Source organism: Myxococcus sp. MH1 (genome assembly GCF_059738865.1).
In genome coordinates this window covers 3,574,977-3,599,865 of sequence record NZ_AP026947.1, presented here as the reverse complement: position 1 = coordinate 3,599,865, position 24,889 = coordinate 3,574,977, and the positions used below count along the sequence as shown (strand labels likewise).

At 70.0% G+C, this 24,889-nt stretch carries 21 protein-coding genes; 14 read left to right on the top strand and 7 right to left on the bottom strand.

What is annotated here, in order from left to right:
* Positions 1-99: 99 nt before the first annotated feature.
* From AC6JA9_RS14465 to cysI, 10 genes are all read left to right on the top strand, one after another.
* Positions 100-591, top strand: a complete 492-nt coding sequence (locus AC6JA9_RS14465) for a Cif family virulence factor (RefSeq protein WP_223751316.1) — start codon at positions 100-102, stop codon at positions 589-591.
* A 15-nt stretch (positions 592-606) separates the two neighbouring features.
* Complete coding sequence (locus tag AC6JA9_RS14460) at positions 607-1,710, top strand: serine hydrolase domain-containing protein (protein WP_497959954.1); 1,104 nt, start codon at positions 607-609, stop codon at positions 1,708-1,710.
* Positions 1,711-1,794: 84 nt separating this feature from the next.
* Entirely contained in the window at positions 1,795-3,018 is a 1,224-nt protein-coding gene (locus AC6JA9_RS14455; RefSeq protein ID WP_223785117.1) for an alpha-hydroxy acid oxidase, read from the top strand.
* A 586-nt stretch (positions 3,019-3,604) separates the two neighbouring features.
* A complete protein-coding gene (locus AC6JA9_RS14450) occupies positions 3,605-4,243 on the top strand; it encodes a phosphoadenylyl-sulfate reductase (protein WP_497959952.1) in 639 nt (212 codons plus the stop codon).
* A gap of 14 nt (positions 4,244-4,257) precedes the next feature.
* On the top strand, positions 4,258-4,914 hold the full coding sequence (locus tag AC6JA9_RS14445) for a precorrin-2 dehydrogenase/sirohydrochlorin ferrochelatase family protein (RefSeq protein WP_223751312.1): 657 nt from the start codon (positions 4,258-4,260) through the stop codon (positions 4,912-4,914).
* On the top strand, positions 4,911-5,711 hold the full coding sequence (cobA, locus tag AC6JA9_RS14440; protein WP_473571518.1) for a uroporphyrinogen-III C-methyltransferase: 801 nt from the start codon (positions 4,911-4,913) through the stop codon (positions 5,709-5,711). The genes AC6JA9_RS14445 and cobA overlap by 4 nt, the downstream gene beginning before the upstream one ends.
* Entirely contained in the window at positions 5,704-6,621 is a 918-nt protein-coding gene (cysD, locus tag AC6JA9_RS14435; RefSeq protein ID WP_497959951.1) for a sulfate adenylyltransferase subunit CysD, read from the top strand. Before cobA ends, cysD begins: the two co-directional genes overlap by 8 nt.
* Positions 6,621-8,339 carry a GTP-binding protein gene (locus AC6JA9_RS14430; protein WP_497959949.1) on the top strand — a complete coding sequence of 573 codons (1,719 nt, stop codon included), beginning with the start codon at positions 6,621-6,623 and terminating at the stop codon, positions 8,337-8,339. The genes cysD and AC6JA9_RS14430 overlap by 1 nt, the downstream gene beginning before the upstream one ends.
* Entirely contained in the window at positions 8,336-10,171 is a 1,836-nt protein-coding gene (locus AC6JA9_RS14425; RefSeq protein WP_497959948.1) for an assimilatory sulfite reductase (NADPH) flavoprotein subunit, read from the top strand. The genes AC6JA9_RS14430 and AC6JA9_RS14425 overlap by 4 nt, the downstream gene beginning before the upstream one ends.
* Positions 10,172-10,192: 21 nt before the next feature.
* Entirely contained in the window at positions 10,193-11,878 is a 1,686-nt protein-coding gene (gene cysI, locus AC6JA9_RS14420) for an assimilatory sulfite reductase (NADPH) hemoprotein subunit (RefSeq protein ID WP_497959947.1), read from the top strand.
* 3 nt (positions 11,879-11,881) lie between these two features.
* On the opposite strand, the gene AC6JA9_RS14415 is transcribed toward cysI, so the two are convergent.
* The 3 genes from AC6JA9_RS14415 to AC6JA9_RS14405 form a co-directional block, all read right to left on the bottom strand.
* Positions 11,882-12,460 (bottom strand): HD domain-containing protein, encoded by a 579-nt coding sequence (locus tag AC6JA9_RS14415; protein WP_497959946.1) that lies wholly within the window; start codon positions 12,458-12,460, stop codon positions 11,882-11,884.
* Between the two features lie 80 nt (positions 12,461-12,540).
* Positions 12,541-13,599: an SDR family oxidoreductase gene (locus AC6JA9_RS14410; RefSeq protein WP_426747007.1), complete on the bottom strand. Its 1,059-nt coding sequence runs from the start codon at positions 13,597-13,599 to the stop codon at positions 12,541-12,543.
* Positions 13,596-14,783 carry an MFS transporter gene (locus tag AC6JA9_RS14405; RefSeq protein WP_497959944.1) on the bottom strand — a complete coding sequence of 396 codons (1,188 nt, stop codon included), beginning with the start codon at positions 14,781-14,783 and terminating at the stop codon, positions 13,596-13,598. The genes AC6JA9_RS14410 and AC6JA9_RS14405 overlap by 4 nt, the downstream gene beginning before the upstream one ends.
* Positions 14,784-14,889: 106 nt before the next feature.
* Between AC6JA9_RS14405 and AC6JA9_RS14400 the strand changes: the two genes are divergently transcribed.
* Entirely contained in the window at positions 14,890-15,795 is a 906-nt protein-coding gene (locus tag AC6JA9_RS14400) for a LysR family transcriptional regulator (RefSeq protein ID WP_267696935.1), read from the top strand.
* Between the two features lie 9 nt (positions 15,796-15,804).
* Here AC6JA9_RS14400 and AC6JA9_RS14395 read toward each other — a convergent pair whose 3' ends face one another.
* Positions 15,805-16,668: an NAD-dependent protein deacetylase gene (locus AC6JA9_RS14395; RefSeq protein ID WP_223751303.1), complete on the bottom strand. Its 864-nt coding sequence runs from the start codon at positions 16,666-16,668 to the stop codon at positions 15,805-15,807.
* Between the two features lie 407 nt (positions 16,669-17,075).
* Between AC6JA9_RS14395 and AC6JA9_RS14390 the strand changes: the two genes are divergently transcribed.
* A complete protein-coding gene (locus tag AC6JA9_RS14390; RefSeq protein ID WP_497959943.1) occupies positions 17,076-17,543 on the top strand; it encodes a GNAT family N-acetyltransferase in 468 nt (155 codons plus the stop codon).
* A gap of 12 nt (positions 17,544-17,555) precedes the next feature.
* On the opposite strand, the gene AC6JA9_RS14385 is transcribed toward AC6JA9_RS14390, so the two are convergent.
* Complete coding sequence (locus AC6JA9_RS14385) at positions 17,556-19,808, bottom strand: zinc-dependent metalloprotease (RefSeq protein WP_497959941.1); 2,253 nt, start codon at positions 19,806-19,808, stop codon at positions 17,556-17,558.
* A gap of 110 nt (positions 19,809-19,918) precedes the next feature.
* Between AC6JA9_RS14385 and AC6JA9_RS14380 the strand changes: the two genes are divergently transcribed.
* Positions 19,919-21,487 carry a DUF1570 domain-containing protein gene (locus tag AC6JA9_RS14380; protein ID WP_497959940.1) on the top strand — a complete coding sequence of 523 codons (1,569 nt, stop codon included), beginning with the start codon at positions 19,919-19,921 and terminating at the stop codon, positions 21,485-21,487.
* 3 nt (positions 21,488-21,490) lie between these two features.
* Here the strand turns inward: AC6JA9_RS14380 and coaA are convergent, their stop codons facing one another.
* Together coaA and AC6JA9_RS14370 are read right to left on the bottom strand one after the other, a co-directional pair.
* A complete protein-coding gene (gene coaA, locus AC6JA9_RS14375; RefSeq protein WP_408890989.1) occupies positions 21,491-22,441 on the bottom strand; it encodes a type I pantothenate kinase in 951 nt (316 codons plus the stop codon).
* Positions 22,442-22,508: 67 nt separating this feature from the next.
* Positions 22,509-23,240, bottom strand: coding sequence for a M90 family metallopeptidase (locus tag AC6JA9_RS14370; RefSeq protein WP_408890991.1), 732 nt, complete (start codon positions 23,238-23,240; stop codon positions 22,509-22,511).
* A gap of 175 nt (positions 23,241-23,415) precedes the next feature.
* Between AC6JA9_RS14370 and AC6JA9_RS14365 the strand changes: the two genes are divergently transcribed.
* Positions 23,416-24,780, top strand: coding sequence for a BamA/TamA family outer membrane protein (locus AC6JA9_RS14365; RefSeq protein WP_497959938.1), 1,365 nt, complete (start codon positions 23,416-23,418; stop codon positions 24,778-24,780).
* Positions 24,781-24,889: the final 109 nt, after the last annotated feature.

The following is a 24,889-nucleotide window of genomic DNA, read 5'->3' as shown; positions in this document are numbered from 1 at the left end:
CGTCTCCCGTCAGGCGCGACACGACGGAATAAGCGCGGCGGCCCTGGGTTTCCAGGTCCGCCGCGCGAACACACCCCGCCGTCCTGTCACGGAGCCCGCGTGAAGCTGTCTCTCCTGCTGCTCTCCTGTCTCGTGTCGCTGCCCGCCTTCGCGCAAGCAACAGCCAAGGACACCACCGCGGCGCGTCAGCAGATCACCGCCGTGGTCGACGACTTCCGCGACGCCATCCTCCAGAAGGACAAGAAGAAGTTCCTCGGCTTGTTCCTGCGCGAGGACATCACCTGGCAGTCCGTCGATGGCGACGAGCTCATGAAGCGCCGTCGTCAGAAGAACCCCCAGGCGACCCGAATCAATCTGACGGCACGCGAGACTCCGACGCGGTTCATCGACGGAATCGTGGCGGACAAGGGGCGCAGCGAGGAGAAGTTCATCAACGTCCGCATCGACACGGACGGAACCATCGCCTCGGTCTCCTTCGAGTTCACCTTCCTCTTCGATGACCGCGTCATCAACCGAGGACAGGAGAGCTGGCACCTGGTGAACACGGACTCGGGCTGGAAGATCGCCTCCGTCATCTGGTCCAACAACTAGGGCGGGTGAAACGACATGGCCCTCCTCTCTGTCCTCGCCCTCGCGTCCTTCTGCTTGGGGGCCGCGCCCCAGGACCCCGTCGCCGCGAAACTCGACGCCCACCTCCGGACCTATGTCGACAAGGAGGGTTTTCGCGGCGCGGTGCTCGTCGCGAAGGACGGGAAGGTGATTCATCGTGCCGCGTACGGACTGGCGGACGAGAAGGGCAAGCGCCCCAATCAGGTGGACTCCCAGTTCCTCATCGGCTCTCTCACCAAGTCCTTCACCGCCGTGACGGTGATGCAGTTGGTGGAGGATGGCACCCTGGACCTCCAGACGCCCATTTCGCGCTACCTCCCGAAGCTGCGCGCCGACCTGGGCAACAGCCTGACGCTCCACCTGCTGCTCAAGCAGCAGTCCGGACTGCCCACGCACCTGGACTCCCTGGTGGAGCGCGAGTCCAAGACGGATGTCTCCTCCGAGGAGATATTGCGGCTCATCAACACCGCGCGACTCTCGTTCAAGCCTGGAACGAAGTACGAGTACTCCAATCTGAACTACCACCTCGCGGCCCTCGTCATCGAAGCCGTCACGGGGAGGTCCCATGCGCAGGTGCTCCAGGCGAAGACCTTCGGTCCGCTCGCGATGTCGGACTCGGGCATCGAGCGCGCCACGAACGTCCCGCCCAAGCGGTCATTCGGCTACGCCAAGGGCTTGCTGGGCGTTTCACGCGACGAGAACAACGTCTCCTATGCCCTGGGCTCGGGCGACATCTACGCGACGGTCGATGACCTGTACACCTGGGCCCAGGCGCTCTTCGGAGTGAAGTGGCTCTCCGCGGAGAGCAGGACGCGGCTGTTCACAGGAGGGACGCGCGAGCAGGGCTACTACGGCTATGGCTTCCGGATTCAGCCCTACCAGCGAGGCCCCGGCGTCCAGGAGCGCGGCGTGCTGGTGCGGCACGGAGGCTCGATGGATGGCTTCCTCTCCAATCTCCACCACTACACCGAGGACCGACTGACCGTGATTGTCCTCGGGAACGTGCGGCCCTTTCCCATCCGCGAGCTGACGTTCGAGCTGAAGGAGCTGGCTCTGGGGTTCGAGCCCGGGAGCCGCTCGCGCACGGAGCTTGACGAGTAACCCCGCGGCTCGTCGCCTGGGTGACGCAGTCCAAGCCAGGGCTGCTATCCTCGGAAGCGTCGTCGCTTCCCGGGAGCCCGCATCGTGAGCGTCAGCATCGAGGACCTGCGTCAGCGCGCGCGGCGGCGGCTGCCCCGGACCGTCTTCGACTATGTCGAGGGCGCCTCGGACGACGGCTTCACCGCCGACGCGAATCGACGGAGCTTCGAGCGCTATCTCTTCCGTGCCCGCTCGCTCGTGGACGTGAGCGTCATCGACCACTCCGTCACGCTCCTGGGTGAGCGGCTCGCCACGCCCATCATCCTCGGCCCCACGGGGCTCGCGGGCCTGCTCGCACCCCGTGGAGAAGAGCTGGCCGCCAAGGCCGCCGCGAGCCGGGGCGCCGTCTTCACGCTCAGCACCATGTCCATCGGGACGATTGAAGAGGTCGCCGCCGCGTCCTCCGCGCCCCTCTGGTTCCAGCTCTATGTCTGGAAGGACCGGAGCGTCACGCAGTCCCTCGTGGAGCGCGCGAAGGCCGCGGGCTACCGCGCGCTGTGCCTCACCGTGGACGTGCCCGTCATGGGCAACCGGGAGCAGGACCGGCGCAACGGCTTCACCGTCCCGCCGCGCCTGCACTTCTCCAACGTGATGGACGTGCTGCGCCACCTCGGCTGGGTGCTGCGCATGACGTCCAGCCCACGCGCCACCTTCGGCAACTTCGTGGACCACCCCGCGCTCACCCAGGCGAACGCCGTGGGCGTGGCGCGCTTCACCAACAGCCAGTTCGACCCCGCCGTCACGTGGAAGGACGTCGAGTGGCTGCGCTCCATCTGGCCCGGCCCCCTCGTGCTCAAGGGCATCTCGTGCGCGGAGGACGCGCGCAAGGCCGTGTCGCTCGGAGTCGAGGCGCTCGTCGTGTCGAACCACGGCGGACGACAGCTCGACTTCCTCCCCGCCGCCATCGACGTGCTTCCCGAGGTCGTCGACGCCGTGGAGGGCCGCTCCGAGGTCATCCTCGATGGCGGCATCCGCCGGGGCTCGGACATCGTGAAGGCCATCGCCCTGGGCGCTCGCGCCTGCATGGTGGGCCGCCCCTTCCTCTACGGTCTGGCCGCGAACGGACAGGCCGGCGTGGAGCAGGCGTTGGACCTCCTCACCGCCGAGGTCGACCGCACGCTCGCGCTGCTGGGCCGCCCGCGGCTCTCGGAGCTGGACCGCTCGGCGCTGCGACTCGACGCCCCCGCGTCCCTGGAGCGCGCCACGACGTCCACCCACCTGGGGCCACATGCCCTGCCACGACGCGCGGGTGGGGCTCACGAGTCGTGAAGCGGAGCGTGGGTTGACGGCTCACCATGTCAGCCGTTAGCTTGCGCTTCGTGCTGATGCCTTCCACCTCGATGGCCGCGCCGTTCCGCCGCTGCTGTCAGGGGTGTGCCTGTTGTGCCCGCTCGGGCCTGGGCTGTTGAAGCGCGCGTCGGACGCTGCCTGAGTCCTCGTGCCTCGCCCAGCGCCACCTCGCCCCGAGGTCCGGCGCTCCCCTTCCGCACACCGCTGTTCCCCCTTCGTCGCTCCTCCATGCGCCTTGCCTTCCTCCAGCCCTCCGCCATGTCGCCGGCCCTCCAGCGGGCCCGCGCGTCCGCGTGCGCTGACGTGAAGGCCGCCTGTCGCTGTCTGGCGTGTGCGTGCGTGGTGTGTCCGCCTCCGGGCGGCCCACGAGCCTCGAGGAGTGGATAGCCGTCCCATCCATCCCCTGACCTGCTCGCGCGGCCCGCCCTCGAAAGAGGCGCGGGCCTTTTGTTTTCCCCAGGAGCCCACCGTGTCTTCCGCGCAGTCCACCTCACCCGCAATCCCCCCGCTGCTCTCGGAGGCGACCGCCCTCGGGGAAGCTACCGCGCAGACGCTCCTCGAATGGGTGGAGCAGCGGCTCGGCTCACGCGCGGCCATCGCCTCCAGCTTCGGCGCGGAGGACATGGTCCTCATCGACCTGGCGCGCAAGCACGCGCCCGGCGTGCGCGTCTTCACGCTCGACACCGGGCGGCTGCCTCCCGAGACCTACGAGCTCATCGAGGTCGTCCGCAGGCGCTACGGCATCGAGGTGGAGACGTACTTCCCCGAGCGCGCCCAGGTGGAGGCGCTCGAGTCCGCGCGGGGCTACTTCTCCTTCCGCCAGGACCTGGCCTCACGCAAGGAGTGCTGCGCCATCCGCAAGGTCGCGCCCCTGCGTCGCGCGCTGCATGGCAGGGAGGCGTGGCTGACGGGCCTGCGCCGCGAGCAGTCCCTCAACCGCACGGACGTCTCCGTCGTCGAGCTCGATTCGGCGCATGGCGGGCTGCTCAAGCTCAACCCCCTGGCGGCGTGGAGCCGGCAGCAGGTCTGGGCCTACATCCAGGAGAACGGCGTCCCCTACAACGCGCTCCATGACCGGGGCTACCCCTCCATCGGCTGCGCGCCCTGCACCCGCGCCGTGAAGCCGTACGAAGACGAACGCGCGGGCCGCTGGTGGTGGGAGGCACGCGAGCACAGCGAATGCGGCCTCCACCCCGTCCGATGAACCGAGGCCACACCATGACGACCGCCATTCCTGTCGACTATCCCATCTGCCTCCGCTTGGAGCGCCGCCGCGTCCTGCTCGTCGGAGGTGGTGCCGTCGCCGAGGGTCGCGCCCTGGCCCTCCTCGAGGCGGGCGCACGCCTCCAGCTCGTGGCGCCCACCGTCACACAGACGCTCGCGAAGCTGGCCGGAGAAGGCCGGCTGGACTGGGTGCCACGCACCTATGAAGACGGAGACACGCGGGGCCACACGCTGGTGCTGACGGCCACCGATGACGCCTCGGTGAACCAGCGCATCGTCACCGAGGCGCGGGCGCGCGGGCTCTGGGTCAACACGGCGGACGAGCCGGAGCTGTGTGACTTCACGCTGCCCTCGGTGGAGCGCCGTGGCCCCATCACCGTGGCCGTCTCCACCGCCGGGCAGGCCCCCGCGCTGGCGAGGCACCTGCGACGCGTCCTCGCCGCGCACATCGCGCCCCACCACGTGCTGCTCGCGAGGCTGAGCGGGTGGCTGAGGCGGCAGCTTCCCAGGGGCCCTCGTCGCCAGCTGCTGCTCAAGCGACTGGCGGAGGGAGACCTGGGCGTGCTGCTCGCGCGCGGGGAGCAGGCGCGGGCCTTCGCGCGGCTGCGCACGGAATTGAAGCACTGGAAGTCGTCGGGGGAGCCCACATGAAGGAGTCATCGAGAGGTCGCGTGTACCTGGTGGGCGCGGGCCCGGGAGACCCGGAGCTGCTCACGCTACGCGCCGCGCGCCTGCTGCGCGAAGCGGACACGGTGGTGCATGACCGGCTCATCCACCCCGGAGTCCTGGAGCACGCGCGTCCCCATGCGCGGCTCATCTACGTGGGCAAGGAGGGCGGAGGCGACTCCGTCCGACAGGAGGACATCCACGCCGTGCTCATCGCGCAGGCCCGGCTGGGTCGCGCCGTGGTGCGGCTCAAGGGCGGAGACCCGTTCGTCTTCGGGCGAGGCGCGGAGGAGGCGCTCGCGCTGGAGGACGCCGGCATCCCCTACGAGGTGGTGCCCGGCCTCTCCGCGGGCATCGCCGTCCCCGCCTCCGCGGCCATCCCCGTCACCCATCGGGACCTGTCCGGCGAGGTGACGTTCGCCACCGCCTTCCGCGCGGGAGGCGCGCCGGACTGGTCCTTCCTCGCACGCGCCCAGACACTGGTGCTGTTCATGGCCGGGCAGCGGCTGGAGGAGACGACCACAGCGCTCATCTCCGCGGGCCGCGCGTCGACGACCCCCGCCGCGCTGGTGGAGGCAGGCACCTGGGAGCATCAACGCGTGGTGGAGGCCACGCTGGGAGACGTGGCCCGACAGGCACGGCAAGCGGGCCTCGGCTCCCCGGCGCTCCTGGTCGTGGGCGAGGTGGTCTCGCTGCGCGCGCGGCTCGCCTCACTCACCGCGCGCGGTGACTCGGCGCCGGAGCAACCCCTTCCTCGTCGGGCGGAGGCCGGACATGACTGACACGACACACGCTCGCGCCACACACCTGGAGGAGCTGGAGGCGGAGAGCATCCACATCCTCCGGGAGACGGTGGCCGAGTTCGCCAACCCGGTGATGCTCTACAGCATCGGCAAGGACTCGCAGGTGCTGCTGCACCTGGCGCGCAAGGCCTTCCATCCCGCGCCCCTGCCCTTCCCCCTGCTGCACGTGGACACCACGTGGAAGTTCCGGGACATGTACGCGTTCCGGGACAGCTTCGTGGCACGGCACGGGCTGAAGCTCCTGGTGCACCAGAACCGCAAGGCGCTCGCCGAGGGCATCAACCCGTTCGACCACGGCAGCCAGAAGTACACGCACGCGATGAAGACGCAGGCACTGCTGGAGGCGCTCGCGCTTCACGGCTTCGATGCCGCCTTCGGTGGGGCCCGCCGCGACGAGGAGAAGTCCCGCGCCAAGGAGCGGGTGTTCTCGTTCCGGGACAAGCACGGTCAGTGGGACCCGCGCCGTCAGCGTCCGGAGCTGTGGAACCTCTACAACGGCCGCGTCGACGCGGGCGAGAGCATGCGCGTCTTCCCCCTGTCCAACTGGACGGAGCTGGACGTGTGGCACTACGTGCTGCGCGAGCGAATCCCCGTGGTGCCGCTCTACTTCGCCGCCGAGCGGCCCATCATCGAGCGCAACGGCACCCTGCTGATGGTGGACGACGAGCGCATGCGCCTGCGCCCCGGCGAGAAGCCCACGCCGCGCAAGGTGCGCTTCAGGACGCTGGGTTGCTACCCGCTCAGCGGCGCCATCGAGTCCTCGGCCACCACCGTGGAGGCCGTCATCCACGAGATGGTCCACGCCCGACAGTCCGAGCGCCAGGGCCGGCTCATCGACCACGACGAAGAAGGCTCCATGGAGCTGAAGAAGCGCGAGGGGTACTTCTGATGGACACCGCACTCCAGGCTCCACGCGAGCCCGACCTCCAGCGCCTGCTCGACGAGCACGCCCACCGTGCCCTGCTGCGCCTCGCGGTGGTGGGCTCTGTGGACGATGGGAAGTCCACGCTCATCGGCCGGCTCCTGTACGAATGCGATGGGCTGTTCGAGGACCAGATCTCCGCCGTGCGAAAGGCCAGCGCGAAGCGGGCCGCCGCCGCGCGCACCGAGGCACTGGCCCAGGGACTCAAGGCCGCCGCCGGCGGGGGGGACGAGGAGGAGCTGGACTTCTCCCTCTTCACCGATGGCCTGCGCGCCGAGCGTGAGCAGGGCATCACCATCGACGTCGCCTACCGCTACCTGTCCACGGCGCGCCGGAAGATCATCATCGCGGACACGCCGGGACACCTGCAGTACACGCGCAACATGGCCACGGGGGCCTCCACCGCGGACGCGGGGGTCATCCTGGTGGACGCGCGCCTGGGCGTGCTGCCGCAGACGCGGCGACATGCGTACATCGCCTCGCTGCTGGGCATCCCCTACCTCGCGGTGGCGGTGAACAAGATGGACCTGGTGGGCTACGAGCGCGCCACCTTCGAGCGCATCGGCAGCGAGCTGGCGGACTTCGCGCGCACCCTGGGCTTCGAGGGCGTGCGGCTGTTCCCCGTCAGCGCGAGCCGGGGCGACAACATCACCCGCCCCAGCGCGCACACGCCCTGGCACGAGGGCGGCACGCTCTTGAGCTGGCTGGAGTCCCTGCCGCATCAGCGCCGGCTGGACGGCGCGCCGTTCCGCTTCCCCGTGCAGTACGTGATTCGACCGCACCAGGACTATCGAGGGCTGGCGGGACAGGTCGCCTCGGGCACGGTGCGCGTGGGGGACGAGGTGCAGGTGCTCCCCTCGGGACGCAGGACCCGGGTGGAGGCCATCGACACGTTCGACGGTCCGCGCGAGGACGCCTCGGCGACCGCGTCCGTCACGCTGCGCCTCTCGGACGACGTGGACGTGAGCCGGGGCGACGTGCTCTCCCACGTGGACCAGCCGCCGCTGTCCCTGCAGCACCTGGACGCCATGCTGGTGTGGTTCGGTGAGCAGCCGCTGGATGCGACGCGCCGCTACCTGGTGAAGCAGGGCACCCGCACCACCCCCGCGCAAGTCGAGCGCGTGCTGTGGCGCAAGGAGCTGGAGGACCTGTCGGAGGCGCCCGCGGAGGCGCTCGCGCTCAACGACATCGGCCGCGTGCGACTGGTGTGCCGCCGCCCGCTCCTGTGCGACGCGTACCAGGAGAACCGTCGCACGGGCGCCTTCATCGTCATCGACGCCCTCACCCACGACACGGTGGGCGCGGGGATGGTGCTGGGCCCGGCCGAGTCCGCGTCCCGCACGGGCACGTCGCTGGTGTCCCTGGCCGAGCGTGAACAGCGGCTGGGACAGGCCGGCGCCATCGTCCTGCTTCCCTCGACACCGGAGGCCGCGGGTCGCGCCTTCGCGCTGGAGCGCAGGCTGTTCGACCTCGGCCGCGTCGTGGCGACCGTCGCGGGCGATGTGGAGGTCGCGCTCGCCCTGTCACGCGCGGGGCTGCTGGCGCTGGTCCACGCGGACGCGCCCCAGCTTCGCCGTGTGCTGCGCGAGGAGGCCCAGGAGGCGCGGACGCAGTGGCGGGAGCTGGACGACACCGAGACCTTGGAGCAATGGGTGGAGTACCTGACGTCGGAGGTCGGGTCATGAGCGTCTCGTCTCCAGGGAGCATGACTCCGACACCGCCCTTCGTCGACGCGCTGCTCGGCGCGGAGCGGGGCACGCAACTGCTGCGTCTGGTGGAGGGGTTGGATGCCTCGGCCCTGCACTGGCTGAGTGGCTACGCCGCGGGGCTCGCGACACGCGCGCCCAGCGTGCAACCGGTGACTCACGCCGCGCCACCGGCGGACCCCTCCGTCGCGCCGCTCACCATCGTCTACGGGACGCAGACGGGGAACAGCCGCCTGCTCGCGGAGCGCTTCAAGCAGCAGACGGAGCGCGCCGGGTTGCCGGTGCGCCTGGTGAGAGCCAGCGAGTATCCGGTGCGGGAGCTGGCCCGGGAGAAGCTGCTCGTGGTGGTCATCAGCACGCAGGGCGATGGAGACCCGCCCGACGACGCGCGCGGATTCTGCGAGCACCTCCTGGGCAAGCGGGCGCCCCGGTTGGAAGGGCTGCGCTACGCGGTGCTCGGGCTGGGTGACTCCAGCTATCCGAAGTTCTGCGAGGTGGGACGACAGCTCGACGAGCGACTGGCGGAGTTGGGCGCTTCACGGCTGGCGGCGCGCGCCGACTGCGACCTGGACTTCGAGCCCGTGGCCTCCGGCTGGCTGGACCAGACCCTGGAGCGCGCACGGGAAGCGCTGGAGCCTCACACGCCCGTCGTCGCCACCGTCGTTCCCTTGCGAGGCAGCTCCACAGCCCCCGTCGTCAGCAAGCAGGCTCCGTTCGCAGCGCCCGTGCTGGCCAACCAGCGAATCACGGGGCGCGGCGCGCTCAAGGACGTGCGCCACGTGGAGCTGTCGTTGGAGGGTTCGGGCCTCGAGTACACCCCGGGCGACGCGCTCGGGGTGTGGGCACCGAATGGTCCCGAGTTGGTGGAGGCGGTGTTGACCACGCTGCGCCTCGATGGCTCGGAGCCGGTGACGCGCGATGGGAAGACCTGGCCGCTCGGCCACTGGCTGACGGAGGAGTTGGAGCTGACACGGCTGAGCCGTCCATTCCTGGAGCGACAGGCCGCGCTCGGCGGCAGCGAGGAGCTCGGCGCGTTGCTGTCTCCGCGGGGCTCGGAGTCCTTCCGTGCGCTGCTCCGTTCGCACCAGGTCATCGATGTGCTCCGTCAGCACCCCACCCCCTGGAGCGCGACGAAGCTGGTGCTCGCGTTGAGGAAGCAGACGCCTCGGCTCTACTCGATTGCGTCGAGCCCCAAGCGCGTGGGCGCGGAGGCGCACCTGACGGTGGCGGTGGTCGACTACACCGCCTTCGGCGCGCGGCACCTGGGCACGGCGTCCCACCACCTGGCCACGCGTGTGGACGGGACGGACACGGTCCGCGTCTTCGTCGAGCGCAACGAGCGCTTCCGGCTCCCGGAGGACGGCGCGCGGGACGTGGTGATGATTGGTCCGGGCACGGGGGTGGCGCCGTTCCGGGGCTTCGTCCAGGAGCGCGCGGAGACCGGCGCGAAGGGCCGCAACTGGCTCTTCTTTGGCGAGCAGCACTTCCGCACCCAGTTCCTGTACCAGACGGAGTGGCTGGAGGCGTTGAAGAAGAAGACGCTGCACCGGCTGTCGGTCGCCTTCTCGCGCGACACCGCGGAGAAGGTCTATGTGCAGCAGCGCCTGCGCGAGTCGGGCAAGGAGCTCTACGCCTGGCTGGAGGGAGGCGCGGCCATCTACGTGTGCGGCGATGCCCAGCGCATGGCGCCGGATGTCCATCAGGCACTCGTGGACATCGTCGTCGAGCACGGCGCTCGCGGCCGCGAGGACGCCGAGGACTGGTTGAAATCCCTGCGGGACGAGCGGCGCTACCTGCGTGACGTCTACTGAAGCCCGATTGCGAGCGAAGACATGAGCCCCCAGCCCAAGCCCCTCTCGGATGTCGAACACATCAAGGCGAACAGCCGCCTGTTGCGCGGCACGCTTGCGGAGAGCCTGGCCGACCCGGTGACGGGCGCCATCGCCCCCGCCGACACCAGCCTCATCAAGTTCCATGGCAGCTATCAGCAGGACGACCGGGACGCTCGCGAGGAGCGTCGGCAGCAGAAGCTGGAGCCGGACTACAGCTTCATGTTGCGCACCCGATTGCCCGGCGGCGTGTGCACGGCGTCGCAGTGGTTGGTGATGGACGGGCTCGCGCGTGAGCACGCCAACGGGACGCTGCGCATCACCACCCGGCAGGCCTTCCAGTTGCACGGCATCCTCAAGGGAGACCTCAAGCCGACCATCGCGCGCATCAACGCGGCCCTCATCGACACGCTGGCCGCCTGCGGTGACGTCAACCGCAATGTGCTGTGCAACCCCAACCCGGTGGACACCCGGGTGCACGAGGTCGTCCACGACTGGGCGGTGCGCCTGTCCGAGCACCTGCTGCCCAAGACGCGCGCGTACCATGAACTGTGGCTCGGAGAGGAGAAGGTGGGCGGAGGCGAGGACGAGCCGCTCTACGGCGCGACGTATCTGCCACGGAAGTTCAAGGCGGCGGTGGCGGTGCCGCCGGAGAACGACGTGGACCTCTTCGCCCAGGACCTGGGCTACATCGCCATCCTCGAGGACGGAGCCTTGAAGGGCTTCAACGTCACGGTGGGTGGCGGCCTGGGGGCCACGCATGGAGACGCGAGCACGTTCCCCCGCCTCGCGGATGTCATCGGCTTCGTGGTGCCGGAGCAGATGCTGGTCGTGGCGGAGGAGGTGCTGAAGATCCACCGCGACTTCGGAGACCGGGGCAATCGCAAGCGCGCGCGGCTCAAGTATGTCCTGGAGGACAAGGGCGTCGCGTGGTTCACGGAGGAGCTGGAGCGCAGGCTGGGGTTCGCGCTGGAGCCCGCGCGGCCCTTCACCTTCGAGCACAACGGGGACCGCTTCGGCTGGCGTGAGGGCCATGACGGGCGGTGGCACCTGACGCTGCACCTGGACAGCGGGCGCGTGGCGGACATGCCTGGGGCGCCGCACCTCACGGGCCTGCGGGAGATTGCTCGCATCCACTCGGGTGACTTCCGGCTGACGCCGAACCAGAACCTCATCATCGCGGGGATTCCGCCGGAGTCGCGGGAGCGCATCGAGGCGCTCGTCCGGGAGCATGGGCTGGAGGGCTTCCGGACGGCGAGCCCGCTGAGGCGCAACGCGCTCGCGTGCGTGGCGCTGCCCACGTGTGGACTGGCGATGGCGGAGGCCGAGCGCTACCTGCCGACGTTCGTGGAGCGGGTGGAGGCGCGGTTGAAGGCGCATGGCCTCCAGGACGCGAACATCCTGCTGCGAATCACCGGCTGTCCGAATGGGTGCGCGCGGCCGTACCTCGCGGAGATTGGACTCGTGGGCAAGGCACCGGGCCGCTACAACCTGCACCTGGGTGGAGACGGTCGAGGGCAGCGGCTCAATCGGCTGTACCGGGAGAACGTCGACGAGGCGGCCATCCTCGACACGCTCGAGCCGCTGTTCGCCGCGTATGCGCGAGAGCGGCGGCCTGGGGAGGGATTCGGGGACTACGTGGTGCGAGCGGGGCACGTGGGCGCACCGCGAAGTCCCCAGGCCGCGTGAAGCTCAGGCGCCGAACCAGCCGCGCTGGCGTGCGTCCTCGAGGCGGGCTTCCAGGTAGGTCCACAGGGCGGGGCAACCCGCCTGGATGGGCGGAGCGATGCGAGCCACCACGCGGGCGTGGCTGACGCCGTTCTCGCGCCAGCTCTGCCCTTCGTTGGACAGGTTGAGGAGGACGGGCATGGCGCGGTCCACGGCGTTGGCATAGCGGGACTCGGGCGTCTCTGCCTGTTCGAACTCGCGCCACAGGGCCAGGAAGAGCGGGCCCTGGGATTCGGGCAGGATTCCGAAGATGCGCTCCACGGCCGCGAGCTCGGCCGCCTTGCGCTCCTTCCAGCCGCCCTCGACGAAGGCCAGCGTGTCACCGGTGTCGATCTCTCCCACGTCGTGCACGAGCAGCATGCGCACCACCCGGTCCATGTCGGTGCCCGCGGGTGCATAGGCGGAGAGCGAGAGGGCCAGCATCGCGAGCTGCCAGCTATGCTCCGCGGAGTTCTCGTACCGCGACAGCCCCAGCGGCTTGACCTTGCGAGTCACGCCCTTGAGCTTGTCCAGCTCCAGGATGAAATCGATAATTTGTTGCATCGGATTCTCGCCCACTGTCGTGCCTCCCGAGGCGCTCGAGTCGTCTCGGGGATTCCATCACACGTGTCGACGGTGCGCGCCTACGGGATGACCTTCATGCGTCGCAGTTCGTCGAAGAGGCGAAAGAACATGGCCTGGGTGTCGACGAATTCGTGGAAACCAAAGCGGCGCGCCTTCGTCCCGTCGGCGAACATGTCGTAGTCCCACGAGAAGACGAAGTCACCGAAGCGCCACGACGACACGTCCTGGTACGAATGCCCCGCCAGCCCGTGCTTCGCCGTCATCGCGTCCCAGAGCGGCCCCTTGTCCGCCATCACCACGTCCAGCGACATGGGCAACCCCGGCGCCGCCTCCAACCCGAAGTAGCGCGCGATGCTCGGCCACAGCTCGCTCCACCGGAACAGGTCTCCGTTGTTGATGTTGAACGCCTGATTCGCACACCGCGGCTCCGTCGCCGCCCACACCGTGGCCTTCGCGAGCAGGCCCGCGTCCGTCATCTCCAACAGCGCATGGTACGCCCCCGGCTTCCCCGGGAACCTCAAGGGCAACCCCAGCTCCTTCGAGATGGACGCATACACCGCGAGCACCAACGCCAGGTTCATCGGATTGCCCAGCGCCACGCCTCCCACCACCGATGGACGGATGGCCGACCACGTCCACGCCTTGCCCCGCTGACGCTGCTCCAGGAAGCGCTGCTGGTCCACGTTGAACTCCGGAGGCATGTGCTCCGGGTCCGTCTCCCGCGCCGGCGTCTTGAACGGCCCCAGGTGCGCGCCATACACCTTGTAGCCCTGCATCAGGCTGACATGACGCAGCCCCGGGGCCACCGGCTCGATGGCCTCCACGACATTCACGAGCATCGCCAGGTTCGGCGCCACCAGCTCCGCCCACGTCGGCCGGTCCTGATACGCGGCATAGAAGACGTGCGTCACCCGCCCCAGCTCCGCCAGCTTCACCCGGCAGTCCTCCGCGTCGAGCAGGTCCACCTTCACGTGCCGCACCCGCCCCGCCGACTCGCCCCCGCGTCTCGACAGGCCGATGACCTCCCAGTCTCCCAGCGACGCCAGGTGCTCGATGAGGTTCTTCCCGATGACACCCTGCGCCCCCACCACGAGCGCCACCTTGTCCTGTGCATTCATTGCAGGCTCCCATGCAGCACCGCGCCGGAGCGCGGCTCACGCGACTCCATCCACAGCGCCACCAGCACGACGAGAATCGCGGACACCGGCACCAGCGCGGACACCCAGGTGATGGCTCCCAAACCCGGTCCGTCGTCGATGACGACCCCGCCGAACCACGCCCCCAGCGCATTGCCCAGATTGAACGCGCCGATGTTGAGACTCGACGCGAGGCTCTGCCCCGCCCCTCGCGCCTTCTCCAGCACCCACATCTGGAGCGGCGGCACCGTCGCGAAGGCCGCCGCGCCGAACACCCCCACCGCGATGACGGTGAGCACGCGGTCCTCCCAGACGAACGTCATCCCGAAGAGCACCACCGCCAGCACCGCGAGCGTCCCGAGAATCGACGGCACCAGCCTCCGGTCCGCCAGCTTCCCGCCCACCAGGTTCCCCACCACCAACCCGCCCCCGAAGACCAGCAGGATGGGTGACACCGCCGACGCCGAGAACCCACCCAGCCGCGTCAGCAACGGCGCGATGAAGGTGAACACGGCGAACACCCCGGCGAACCCGAGCACCGTCGTCAACAACCCCAGCAACACCGGCCGCCGCCCCAGGGCTCGCAAGTCCGCGCGCCAATCCCCCGGCTCCTCCGGCGCGCCATCTTTCGGCACGTACACCGCAATCACCGCCACCGCGACGAGCCCGATGAGCGCCACCGCCCAGAACGTCGCGCGCCAGCCAGATGCCTGCCCCAGCCACGTCCCCAGCGGCACGCCGAGGATGTTCGCCACCGTCAGGCCGGTGAACATGATGGCGATGGCGGACGCACGCCGGTCCACCGGCACCAACCCCGTCGCCACCACGGAGCCCACGCCGAAGAACGTCCCATGCGACAGCGCCGTCAGCACCCGGGCTGCCATCAGCGTGCCGTACGTGGGCGCCAGCGCGCAGAGCACGTTGCCCACCGTGAAGATGACCATCAATCCCAGCAGCACGTGCTTTCTGGACCAGCGTCCCGTCAGCACCGTGAGCACGGGCGCCCCGGCCACCACGCCCAGCGCGTAGCCGGAGATGAGCAGCCCCGCCGTGGAGATGGAGACGCCCAGGTCAGCGCCCACCTCCATCAACAACCCCATGATGACGAACTCCGTGACGCCGATTCCAAAGGCGCCCACGGTCAATGCGAACAAGGCCAGCGGCATGGCTTCGTGGCCCTCCGATGAAGAAGTGGATGGGCCCTTGTATGGACGGCACGATTTCCGTGCGGTAGAGCGCCGTGCGGAACAGGACTTGTGACTTCGGCTCACCATGGCTCGACTCGACGTCAATCGCTTCGGAGAGATGGAGGTCTTCGTGAAGGTGGTGGAGCTGGGCGGCTTCTCCGCCGCGGCCCGCGCCTTCCGGATGACGCCCTCGGCGGTGAGCAAGCTGGTGGCCCGCCTGGAGCAGCGACTGGGAGCCCGCCTGGTCAACCGCTCCACCCGCGCGCTCCAGCTCACCCCGGAGGGCTGCGGCTTCTATGAGCGCAGCGTGCGCATCCTCGCCGAGCTGGAGGAGGCCGAGCGCGGCGCCGCCACGAGCGACGAGCCCCGAGGCCGCCTGCGCGTCAACACCAACGCCGCCTTCGGCCGCGTGCTGCTCATCCCCCTGCTGCCCGGCTTCCTCGCCCGTCACCCCGGGGTGTCGGTGGAATTGGTTCTGACGGACCAGCTCATCGACCTGCTCGACGAGCGCACCGACGTGGCCATCCGCCACGGCCAGCTCAAGAGCTCCCAGCTCACCTCGCGCCGCCTGGGCGAGACGCGGATGGTCATCGTCGCCTCACCGGACTACGTGAAGCGTCACGGCCTGCCCCAGTCGCCCGAGGAGCTCGGCGCCCACAACCGGCTGGGCTTCAGCTACGCGCGCGCCATCGAGGGCTGGCCCCTGAAGGAAGAGGACACGCAGCTCGCCGTGCCGCCCATCGGCAACGTCCAGGCGAGTGACGGCGAGGCGCTGCGACAGCTCGCCCTGGCCGGCGTCGGGCTGGCGCGGCTGGCGCGCTTCCAGGTGCAGGACGACCTGGACAAGGGACACCTCGTGCCCGTGCTCGAGGCGCACAACCCCGGCGACACCGAGGCCATCCACATCCTCTTCATGAGCCAGGGAGGCCACCTGCCCTCGCGCGTGCGAGCCTTCGTGGACCACCTCACCGCCCACGTGCGCATCCCCTGACGCGCGACCTCAGGCCCGCGTCAGTCGCGAGGCGAGCCGGGGCAGCACGTCCCCCGCGCTCGCTTCGATACACAGGTCCGCCAGCTCCACGCCGCGACACTCGCCCAGGTTGAGGATGGCGATGGGCACCTGTCGCTCGGAGGCGCGCACGAGGAAGCGATAGCCGGAGTAGATGGCCAGCGACGAGCCCACCACCAGCAGCGCGTCCCCCTCCTCCAGCAACCCGAACGCATCCGCCACCGTGGGCGCGGGCACGTTGTCCCCGAAGAACACCACATCCGGCTTCAGCGTCCCGCCGCAGCGCAGGCACGCGGGCACCCGGAAGGACTGGAGCGCCTCCGAGCTCAGCTCCGCGTCACCGTCCGGCCGCAGCTCCAGCACCTGGTGGGTGAAGTCCGGATTGAGCGACAAGAGACGCTCCTGCAGGTCGACGCGCGCCTCCTGCGCCCCGCAGTCCAGGCAGCGCACGCGGGCCAGCGCGCCGTGCAGCTCGATGATGCGCGAGCTGCCCGCGGCGTGGTGCAGCCGGTCCACGTTCTGGGTGATGAGCCCTTGGACATGGCCGCCCTGCTCCAGCGCGGCCAGCGCCTGGTGCGCGGCGTTGGGACGGGCGGCGGCGAAGCGGGGCCAGCCGAGCAGGCTGCGCGCCCAGTAGCGGGCCCGCACCTCGGGGCGCTGGAGGAACTCGCGGTGCTGGATGGGGTTGCGCGCGCGGGCGCGGGTGCCCGGGCCGCGATAGTCGGGGATGCCCGACTCCGTGCTGCACCCGGCGCCGGTGAGCACCACCGTGCGCCGTCCTCGCAGCAACGAGGCCAGCGCCTCCACGTCCTCGGCGGCTCCAGGCACGGGTGACGTCAGCGGCGATTGGCTCATGGCGGCCTACGTATAATGGCCACCCCGCCAACTTGCCCAGCCTCCCTGCCCGCCCTCCCCGCCCCAGGAGCGGGACTCCGCCCCGCCGGCCAGGCTGGCGAGCGGGCCGCCGCCCGATGAGGCCTGGAGTCCCCCCAGGCGTTGCCGTGGCGAGCGAGCATCAGCTCGCCGACGTCGCCGAGTCGTTGCGATGCAGCGCGTCGGCGACAACCACGCGGTCCGCGTCGCCAGGGGCGATGAGTCGCTGCCGCCGCGCTGGCCATGCCCACACGGGTCAGCTCACCGTTGGCGCCAGGTCGACTCCATGGTCCCCGGCCACACCCGAGCGCATCGCGGGGACACCTCCGAAGAAGGCAACGCCCGGTCGACGCCGCTCCACGGGGGCCATCCGTGATAGACGCCCGCCCATGCCCAGCTGGCAATGGAAGGCGTTCGCGGAGCTGACGCTCGAGGAGCTGTACGCGGTGCTCGCGCTGCGGCAGGAGGTCTTCGTGGTGGAGCAGCGCTCCATCTACCAGGACGTCGATGGCCTGGACCCGAGCTCGCTGCACCTGCTCGCCCACGAGGGAGAGGGCCCGGAGCGCTTGCTCTGTGCGTACCTGCGCATCCTCCCGCCCGACGTGAAGTTCCCCGGCGCCGCGAGCCTGGGCCGCGTGGTGACCTCGCCGCGCGCCCGGGGACGCGGACTGGGCAGGGAGCTGACCGAGCGCGGCCTCGCGCGACTCGAGGCCCTGTACCCCGACGCCACCATCCGCATCTCCGCCCAGGACTACCTGCGGGCCTTCTACACGAGCCTCGGCTTCGTCGCGGAGGGCGAGGTCTACGACGAGGACGGCATCCCGCACATCGAGATGTCCCGCCACCCCCGTCGCTGAGCCCCGCGCGGGCTAGTTGTTGAAGTACGGCGAGGTCGCCTGGCCAAGCAGCGCGGCCAGGTCCTCCGCCTCGAGCAGCTGCCGCCCGGAGAGGCCGGGCAGCTGCGCCTCCACCGCGAGCCGCCCCTCCCGGAGGATGGCGTAGGCCTCGAAGGTCTGGAGCTGCTTGAGGATCCGCACCATCACCTTCCGCGTGGCGAAGGTGCGCACACCATCCAGGTCGAGCAGGTTGGCGCGCAGCTGCGCGAGAATCAGGGGCGTCAGCAGCGCGTCCGGGCGGGGGTCGCTCCTCAGCATGCCCCGCAGCGACGGCGCGTCCAGGTAGAGGCGCTGGAACACGACGCGAGTCATGGCGTCGGCCCTCGCGCCGTAGCCCGGGGTCGCCGCCAGCACCTCCGGAGCAATGGGCGCCTCCAGCCCCTGCATGGCGAAGTCCCAGGCCCGGACGCGCTGCGCGGAGGTGCGCGCCGCCCGCAGGTACTGCAGGACGCCATTGAGCTGGGTGTCGCCGGGACGCGGGCTGGCGGTGGCCAGGTGCTCCACGAGCGCCTGTCGATAGGCGGGGCCGAAGAAGAGCTCCAGCGGCGCGGGCGTCGCGTCGTACCGGGTGCAGTCTGGGTCCCTGAGCAAGTCCGAGTCCATGCAGAACGGCTCCGTGGGCGGAGCGGAGGACAGCCCATACAGGTAGCGGACGGCGGCGACGTCATAGGGGCCGACCGCGCCGCCCTGCAGCTCCTGCTCCGGCGCGTACGTGTACTCCATCACCGAGTTGGACGGCTTCGCGAACGAGCCCTTGAAGTTGTGCCGCAGCCCCAGCGTGTGCCCCACCTCGTGCATCACCACGACGGTGAAGAAGCGCTCCACCCGCTTCTCCATCGAGGGCACGGGGAGCTCGTCGAGCGAGGACGCCTGCGCTCGGAGGGAGTCGGAGAAGCTCGCCGCCACGTCCGACAGGTGCATCTCGCACAGGTGGGAGGCCGTCATGCCGTTCCAGGAGAGCTGGAGGGCCTTCTCCGGCCGGGGCGCCACCGCGGGCACGGCCCCGGTCGGTGACGCGCCGATGAACGCGATGGCGTAGTCCAGCCACCCCCTGTTGATGTACACGCTCGCCCCCAGCGTCTCGCCCGTGTTCGGATTCGTGCGCGAGTCCGCGAACGCCGCGTGCTCGTTCGGGTCCGGGTCGAAGAGGATGAAGTTCTTGTCGTCGTCTCCGAAGGACTCGCCGGGCTCGGCCATGCGCGTGGTGAACACCGTGAAGCCGAAGGCCTGGTTCCACTGCTCCACGCCCTTCTTCACCGCGCCGATGAGGTCGTAGGCCTGGTAGCGGGGGTCCGCCTGGGTCGTGCGCAGCGTGTCGCTCAGCACCCAGGTGATGGGCTTCATGCCGGGGCGGATGTTCCACTTGCCCACCAGCTCCTCGGAGAGCCCGCCGGAGTTCGGGATGAGGCGGGAGGCTCTGACGAAGAAGTGCTCCGGCGTCGGGGGCATCCGCATGGGCGTGAAGCCCTGCCCCTCCTCGTAGCGACGCAGCGCGACGCCCACCGTCGCGGTGACACGGAACAAGTCGTCGGGCATCCCCTCGAGGCCGAAGTTGAAGTTCGCATGGCCGGTGATGACCTTCTGGAAGGAGACCCCATCCTTCAGCGCGCGGAAGCGCTGCGCGAACGCCAGCTCCACCGAGAACCCTGCCCCGTAGAAGGTGCGGCTGAACGCATCCATGCCCATCACCCGGTCCAGCCCCGCGGCCGGATCGAAGAGCACGTACTGGTCCGAGCCTCGCAGGCGCGAGAAGCCCGGGTGGTCCTCGATGACGGGCCACGCCTCGATGATCTCCTCGGGCTTGAAGAGCGTGCTGCGCGCCCTGCCGTCATCCACGTCGAACGCATACAGCTTGCCGTTCTGCTCCTTGAAGGACACCACGCGCACACCCACGGAGGTGGCGCTGCGGCCGACGAGGCTCTCCGGGGCGTGCTGCTCCAGATAGACAGACATGAACCAGCGCTTGCCCAGCTCGCTCCTGCGCAGCGCCAGGTAGAACGTGCCGGGCGAGTCGTCCTGAAGGCCCGTGGCCGCCGAGCCGAGCCCCGAGCGCAGCCGCTCGATGGCGCCGGGCTCCAGCGTCCTCGGGATGGCGACGATGGACCCCTCCAGCGTCACCTCCGGTACCTCGGGACGGACCGCGTCGGAGCATCCGGACGACACCATCCAGAGCGCGCACACCAAACCCAGCAGCCCGCGTCCGCGGACCTGTGTTCGAGTCATCATGTCGCTTCCTTTCCGGGAGACCTTCGAGGAAACGAGAGCAATCCCCACGCATATCGAAGCGCGCTACGCTGTCGGGACTTCAACCTCCAGCCCGACGAGTGTGTGTCTTCGTGTACGAGCGCTTGCGACTGTCCCTGCTGATACTGGCGCTGTGGCTGGGCGCCTCGGGCTGCGTCATCGGCCCGCGCTTCACGCGCTGCCCCGGCGAGGGAGGGCGCGGCTGGGTGGAGCTGGACAGCGAGCACTACACGCTGCGCACGGACCTGCCTCCCGAGCAGGCTCGCGAGGCGATGGGAGAGCTGGAGCGCATGCGCATCGTGCTGCTCGCGGGCATGTGGCCCTCCGCGCTCCGACAGCCAATGGCGAAGTTGTCCGTCTACGTGCTCGCGGATTGGAAGGAGTTCAAGGGTCTCTACCCGCGCCGCGTGCAGGCGCTCTACCACCGCTCGGAGACCGAGGCGCTCATCGTCCTGTCCGGCCCACCCTCGGCGTGGGCGCGTCGCTACTCCGCCCTGTCCATGGACGCCTCCTCGCGGCTCAACCACGAGCTGGCGCACTACCTGAGCTCCTACGTCCTGCTGCGCCAGCCCCTGTGGCTCTCCGAGGGGCTCGCCGAGTACCTGGAGACCGCGCAGCTCACGGCGGACGGAAGGAGCGCCGTGCTGGGCGTCCCCAACAAAGATGCCACCTATGTGGCGGCCCGGATGCTGCGCGAATCGGTGGACAGCGCCCAGGGCGGTGGCGTGGTTCCAGGCACCCTCGCCTGGGAGCCGGGGCTGAACTTCGAGGAGCAGGACCGCGAGCTCTCCTCCATGTACGCGGGGAGCTGGGCGCTGGTGCACTGGCTCATCCACGAGCGCGCCGAGCGCTTCGCTGAATTCCAGACGCGGCTGTCCCAAGGGATGGCGCCCGACGAGGCCCTCCGCGGGGCTCTGCCGGAGCTGGCCCAGGGCACGATGGACCAGACGCTCTGGGAATACCTCCGAGGGCGCCCTCCCCCGCCACGGCAGGTGGTGGTGCCACCCACGGACCTGGCCTTCGTCGAGCGAACCCTGGAGGACGCGGAGGTGCACGCCACGCGCTCGAAGCTGGCCGCGCTGGGGGCGTCGATGGCCCGGCAGGCGGCGCTCGTGAAGAACCGCCAGGTGCTGGCCCGCAAGGAGCTGGACGAGGCCCTGCGCATCGACCCCCAGGGACTCCCGGCCCTGGCGGTGAAGTCCGCCGAGGCCTCGCGCGAGGAGAAGCTCACGCTCGCGAGGACCGCGGTGCGCGCCCACCCCGATGACAGCGGCGCGTGGCTGCTGCTCGGCGCCGCGCTGGAGTCGGACGAGGCCGCCCAGGAGGAGCGCGAGGCCGCCTACAAGAAGGCCCTCTCGCTGGAGCCGCGGAGCATCCCCGCCACGAAGGGGCTGGCGTGGCTGTACGTCACCCAGGGCCGCTCCGCGGAGGCGCTGCCCTTGGCCCAGTGGGCCGTGTCGCTGGCGCCGTGGAGCCCCTCCGCGCTGGACACCCTGGCGCTGGCGCTCGCGGGACAGGGGCGCTGCGAGGAGGCCCTCCAACTGGAGCACCGCGCGCTGGGACACCTGCGCGAGCAGCGCAGCACGGAGCAGGAGCACGTCCTGCGCGAGCGCCTGGCGAAGCTCGCCGACGGCTCCTTGTGCAAGCCCTCGCCGCCGTGACGGCTACAGCTTGCGCAGCCGCACGCGCTTGACCTTGTGGTCCGGCCCCTTGAGCAGGATGAGCCGGGCGCGCGAGCGCGTGGGCGCGATGTTCTGCGCCAGGTTGGGGCCGTTGATGTCGCCCCAGATGTTCTCCGCCATGGCCGTCGCCTGCTCGGGCGTCAGGTCCGAGAAGCGCCGGAAGTAGCTGCGCTCGTCGCGGAAGGCCGTCTGCTGCAGGCGCAGGAAGCGGTCCACGTACCAGCGGCGGATGTCCTGCTCGCTGGCGTCCACGTAGATGGAGAAGTCGAAGAAGTCCGACAGGAAGGTGTGCGGGATGCGCTGCCCGACGACGCCGGACTGCAGGACGTTGAGGCCCTCCAGGATGAGGATGTCGGGCTGGCGGATGACCTTCGCCTCCTCGGGCACCACGTCGTAGACCAGGTGCGAGTACACGGGCGCCGTCACCTCCGCGCGTCCCGCCTTGAGCTCCGCGAGCAGCCGCACCAGCGCGCGCCGGTCATAGCTCTCCGGGAAGCCCTTGCGGTTCATCAGGCCGCGCTCGGTGAGGATGCGGTTGGGGAAGAGGAAGCCGTCCGTGGTGACCAGCTCCACCCGCGGGTGGTCCGGCCAGCGCGCCAAGAGCGCCTGGAGGATGCGGGCGGTGGTGCTCTTGCCCACCGCGACGCTGCCGGCGATGGCGATGATGAACGGCACCTTCTGCGTGGTGCCCCCCAGGAAGGCCTGCTGCTCGGCCCACAGCCGCTGCGCGGCCGCCACCTGGAGGTTGAGCAGCCGGGACAGCGGCAGGTAGACGTCCGAGACCTCCTCCAGGTCCAGGTGCTCTCCCAGCCCTCGCAGCCCGTCCAGGTCCTCCGTCGTGAGCGTCAGCGGCGTGGAGGCGCGCAACGCCCGCCAGGCCTCGCGCTCCAGCTCGACGAACATGGACACCGAGGGCACGGCGGCTGCGGTCATGGAGAGGCTCTTTTCCGGAGGCTGCTGGATACCGCGCCTACCACAGCGCGGCGCTCGGTGCGCGGGCTCAAGTGCCAGAGGCGGGGTCCCACCCGTAGAAACGCTTCAGCTCTTCATACAAGTCGGGGGTCTTCTTGCGCATCCGCTCGGGCCGCTCGAAGAAGTTCTCGCTGGCCACGGCGAAGAACTCCGCCTCGTTGAGGGCGCCGTAGTCATCCAGCACCTGGCGCTCGCGGGGGCGGCCCTGCTGGAGCGCGTGGAAGTGCTCGCTCATCACCGAGGCCCAGGTGCGGTAGTGCGAGTAGCTGCGCAGCTTCGGCGTGCCGTCGAAGGCGCCGTCGGCCCGGTCCAGCACGTGGGCGAACTCGTGGGTGGCGGTGTCGTGGCCGTCGTCGGGGTTCTTCAACCCGCCGAGCACCGCGGCCCAGGACAGGATGACCGAGCCCCAGTGCTTCGCCTCCCCCAGCACCACGCCGGTGCGGTCCGGCAGCAGGAAGGCGTCCGGGTAGACGATGACTTCGCGCAGCCGGTCGTAATACGACAGGTCCAGGTGCACGACGAGCTGCACGGCGGTGGCGGCCACGACGACGCGAATCTCGTCGGTGATGGCCAGGCCCCCCGCGCCGATGAACTCCTTCTCCCAGACGAAGACCTTCAGCTTCGCGAGGAAGTCCTCGCGCAGGGCGGGCGACAGCCGGGAGAAGAACGGGACATGGGCCTCCAGGTGGCCCAGCCACTCGGAGGGGAACGGCCGCCGCAGCAGACGTCGGCGTCGGAGCTGGCGAAACAGACCGGTCATCGGGACACGATCCCGGGGACGTCCCGGAGCTTCCTCGGGGGCAGGCATAGCAAATGTTCCACTGTCGTGCCTTCCCGTCACTCCGCAATCCCGATGGACCGGCGGTGGCGGTAGGGTGCGGCCCGGAGGGCTTGAGGCCGGTAGCCCCGACGCGGTCATGGATGTGCGACGAGTCATGAGCGGACGAGTGGTGAAGTGGTGCGCGATGCTGGGACTCGCCCTGGGGGCGGGGCAGGCGGGCGCGCAGGAGCCGGGACAGGTGGTGGACGAGGTGGTGGTGCGCGGTCCGGAGAAGACGCGCCCGGAGACGGTGCAGGCGTACTCGCGCATCGACGCGGGGGACGAGCTCACCTTCGAGCAGTTGGACAAGGTGGAGCGACGGCTGCTCGCCACCGGTCTGTTCCAGGAGGTGACGGTGCGCACCGAGCCCACGGGCCCGGGCCGCGTCCGCCTCATCCTGGAGGTGGAGGAGAAGGCCTCGTGGGTGGTGGCGCCCACCTTCGCGTTGTCGTCGGACAACGTGGGCGGCGGCGTGCTGTACGCGGAGAACAACCTGTGGGGCCGCAGCAAGAAGTTCGCGACCGCCGCGCAGGTGAGCACCGCGGAGAGCGGCCTGTTCGTCGGCTACCTGGACCAGAACGTCTTCGGGTTGCCGCAGCTGCGCTTCAGTCTGGAGGGCCAGCTCCGAAGCGACCGCATGGACGAGTACCAGCCGGGGGCGGGCCAGGAGGACCCGGAGGTGGTGCGCCGCACGCGCCTCAACTCGGCCTCGCTCGCCGGGGAGTTCGGCGTGATGCTCTTCGAGCGCGTGCGCGCCGCGGTGAAGTACCGGCTGATGAGCATCGACGCGAAGTCGCCGGACGCGAAGGAGGAGGTCACCACGCCCGCGTTCTCCACCGGCCCCGCGCAGCAGGACGCGTCGGTGCGGTTGATGGTGGGAATCGACACGCGGCAGAACCTGCACGCGGTGATGGAGGGCATCAACCTGGAGGCCTCCTACGAGGTGTCCAATCCCGAGGTGGGCAGCGACTTCCGCTACCGGCGCTTCGGGCTGCTGTACCGCCATGGCCTGCGCCTGTTCGAGGAGCACAACGTGGTGCTGCGCGGCGAGGCGGCCGCGGGCGTGGACCTGCCCTTCCACCAGGAGCTGGTGATGGGCGGCAACTCGCTGCGTGGCTTCGTCCACCGGCAGTTCCGCGGCGACACGCGCCTGTCGTTCACCGCCGAGTACCATTTCCCGCTCTTCACCATCCGCCAGCTGTCCTTCCGGGGCGTGGGCTTCTCCGACACGGGGCTGATGGTGTGGAGGGACTTGCCCGCCGACGGTGAGCTGCGGGATGTGAACGGGCGCGTGGTGCGCGGCTACCTGCCCGACAGCAAGAGTGGCCTGAGAGGCTCCACCTTCGCGCAGGGCGTGGGCGCGGGCCTGCGGCTGTACCTGCGCAACATCGTCCTGCCGCTGGTGGGCGTGGACGCGGCCTACGGCGTCAACTCGGGGGAGTTCCGTTTCTACCTGGTGGCGGGCGTCAGTCCGTCCTGAAGCGGACTGTCAGCCGGGTGAGTCCCGCGGCGTCCGGTGCGGCGCGCGGGACGTCCCCCTTCGAGCGGTCAGCGCGACTACGCTCGCGGGAAGCCAGCGGCTCGCCGTC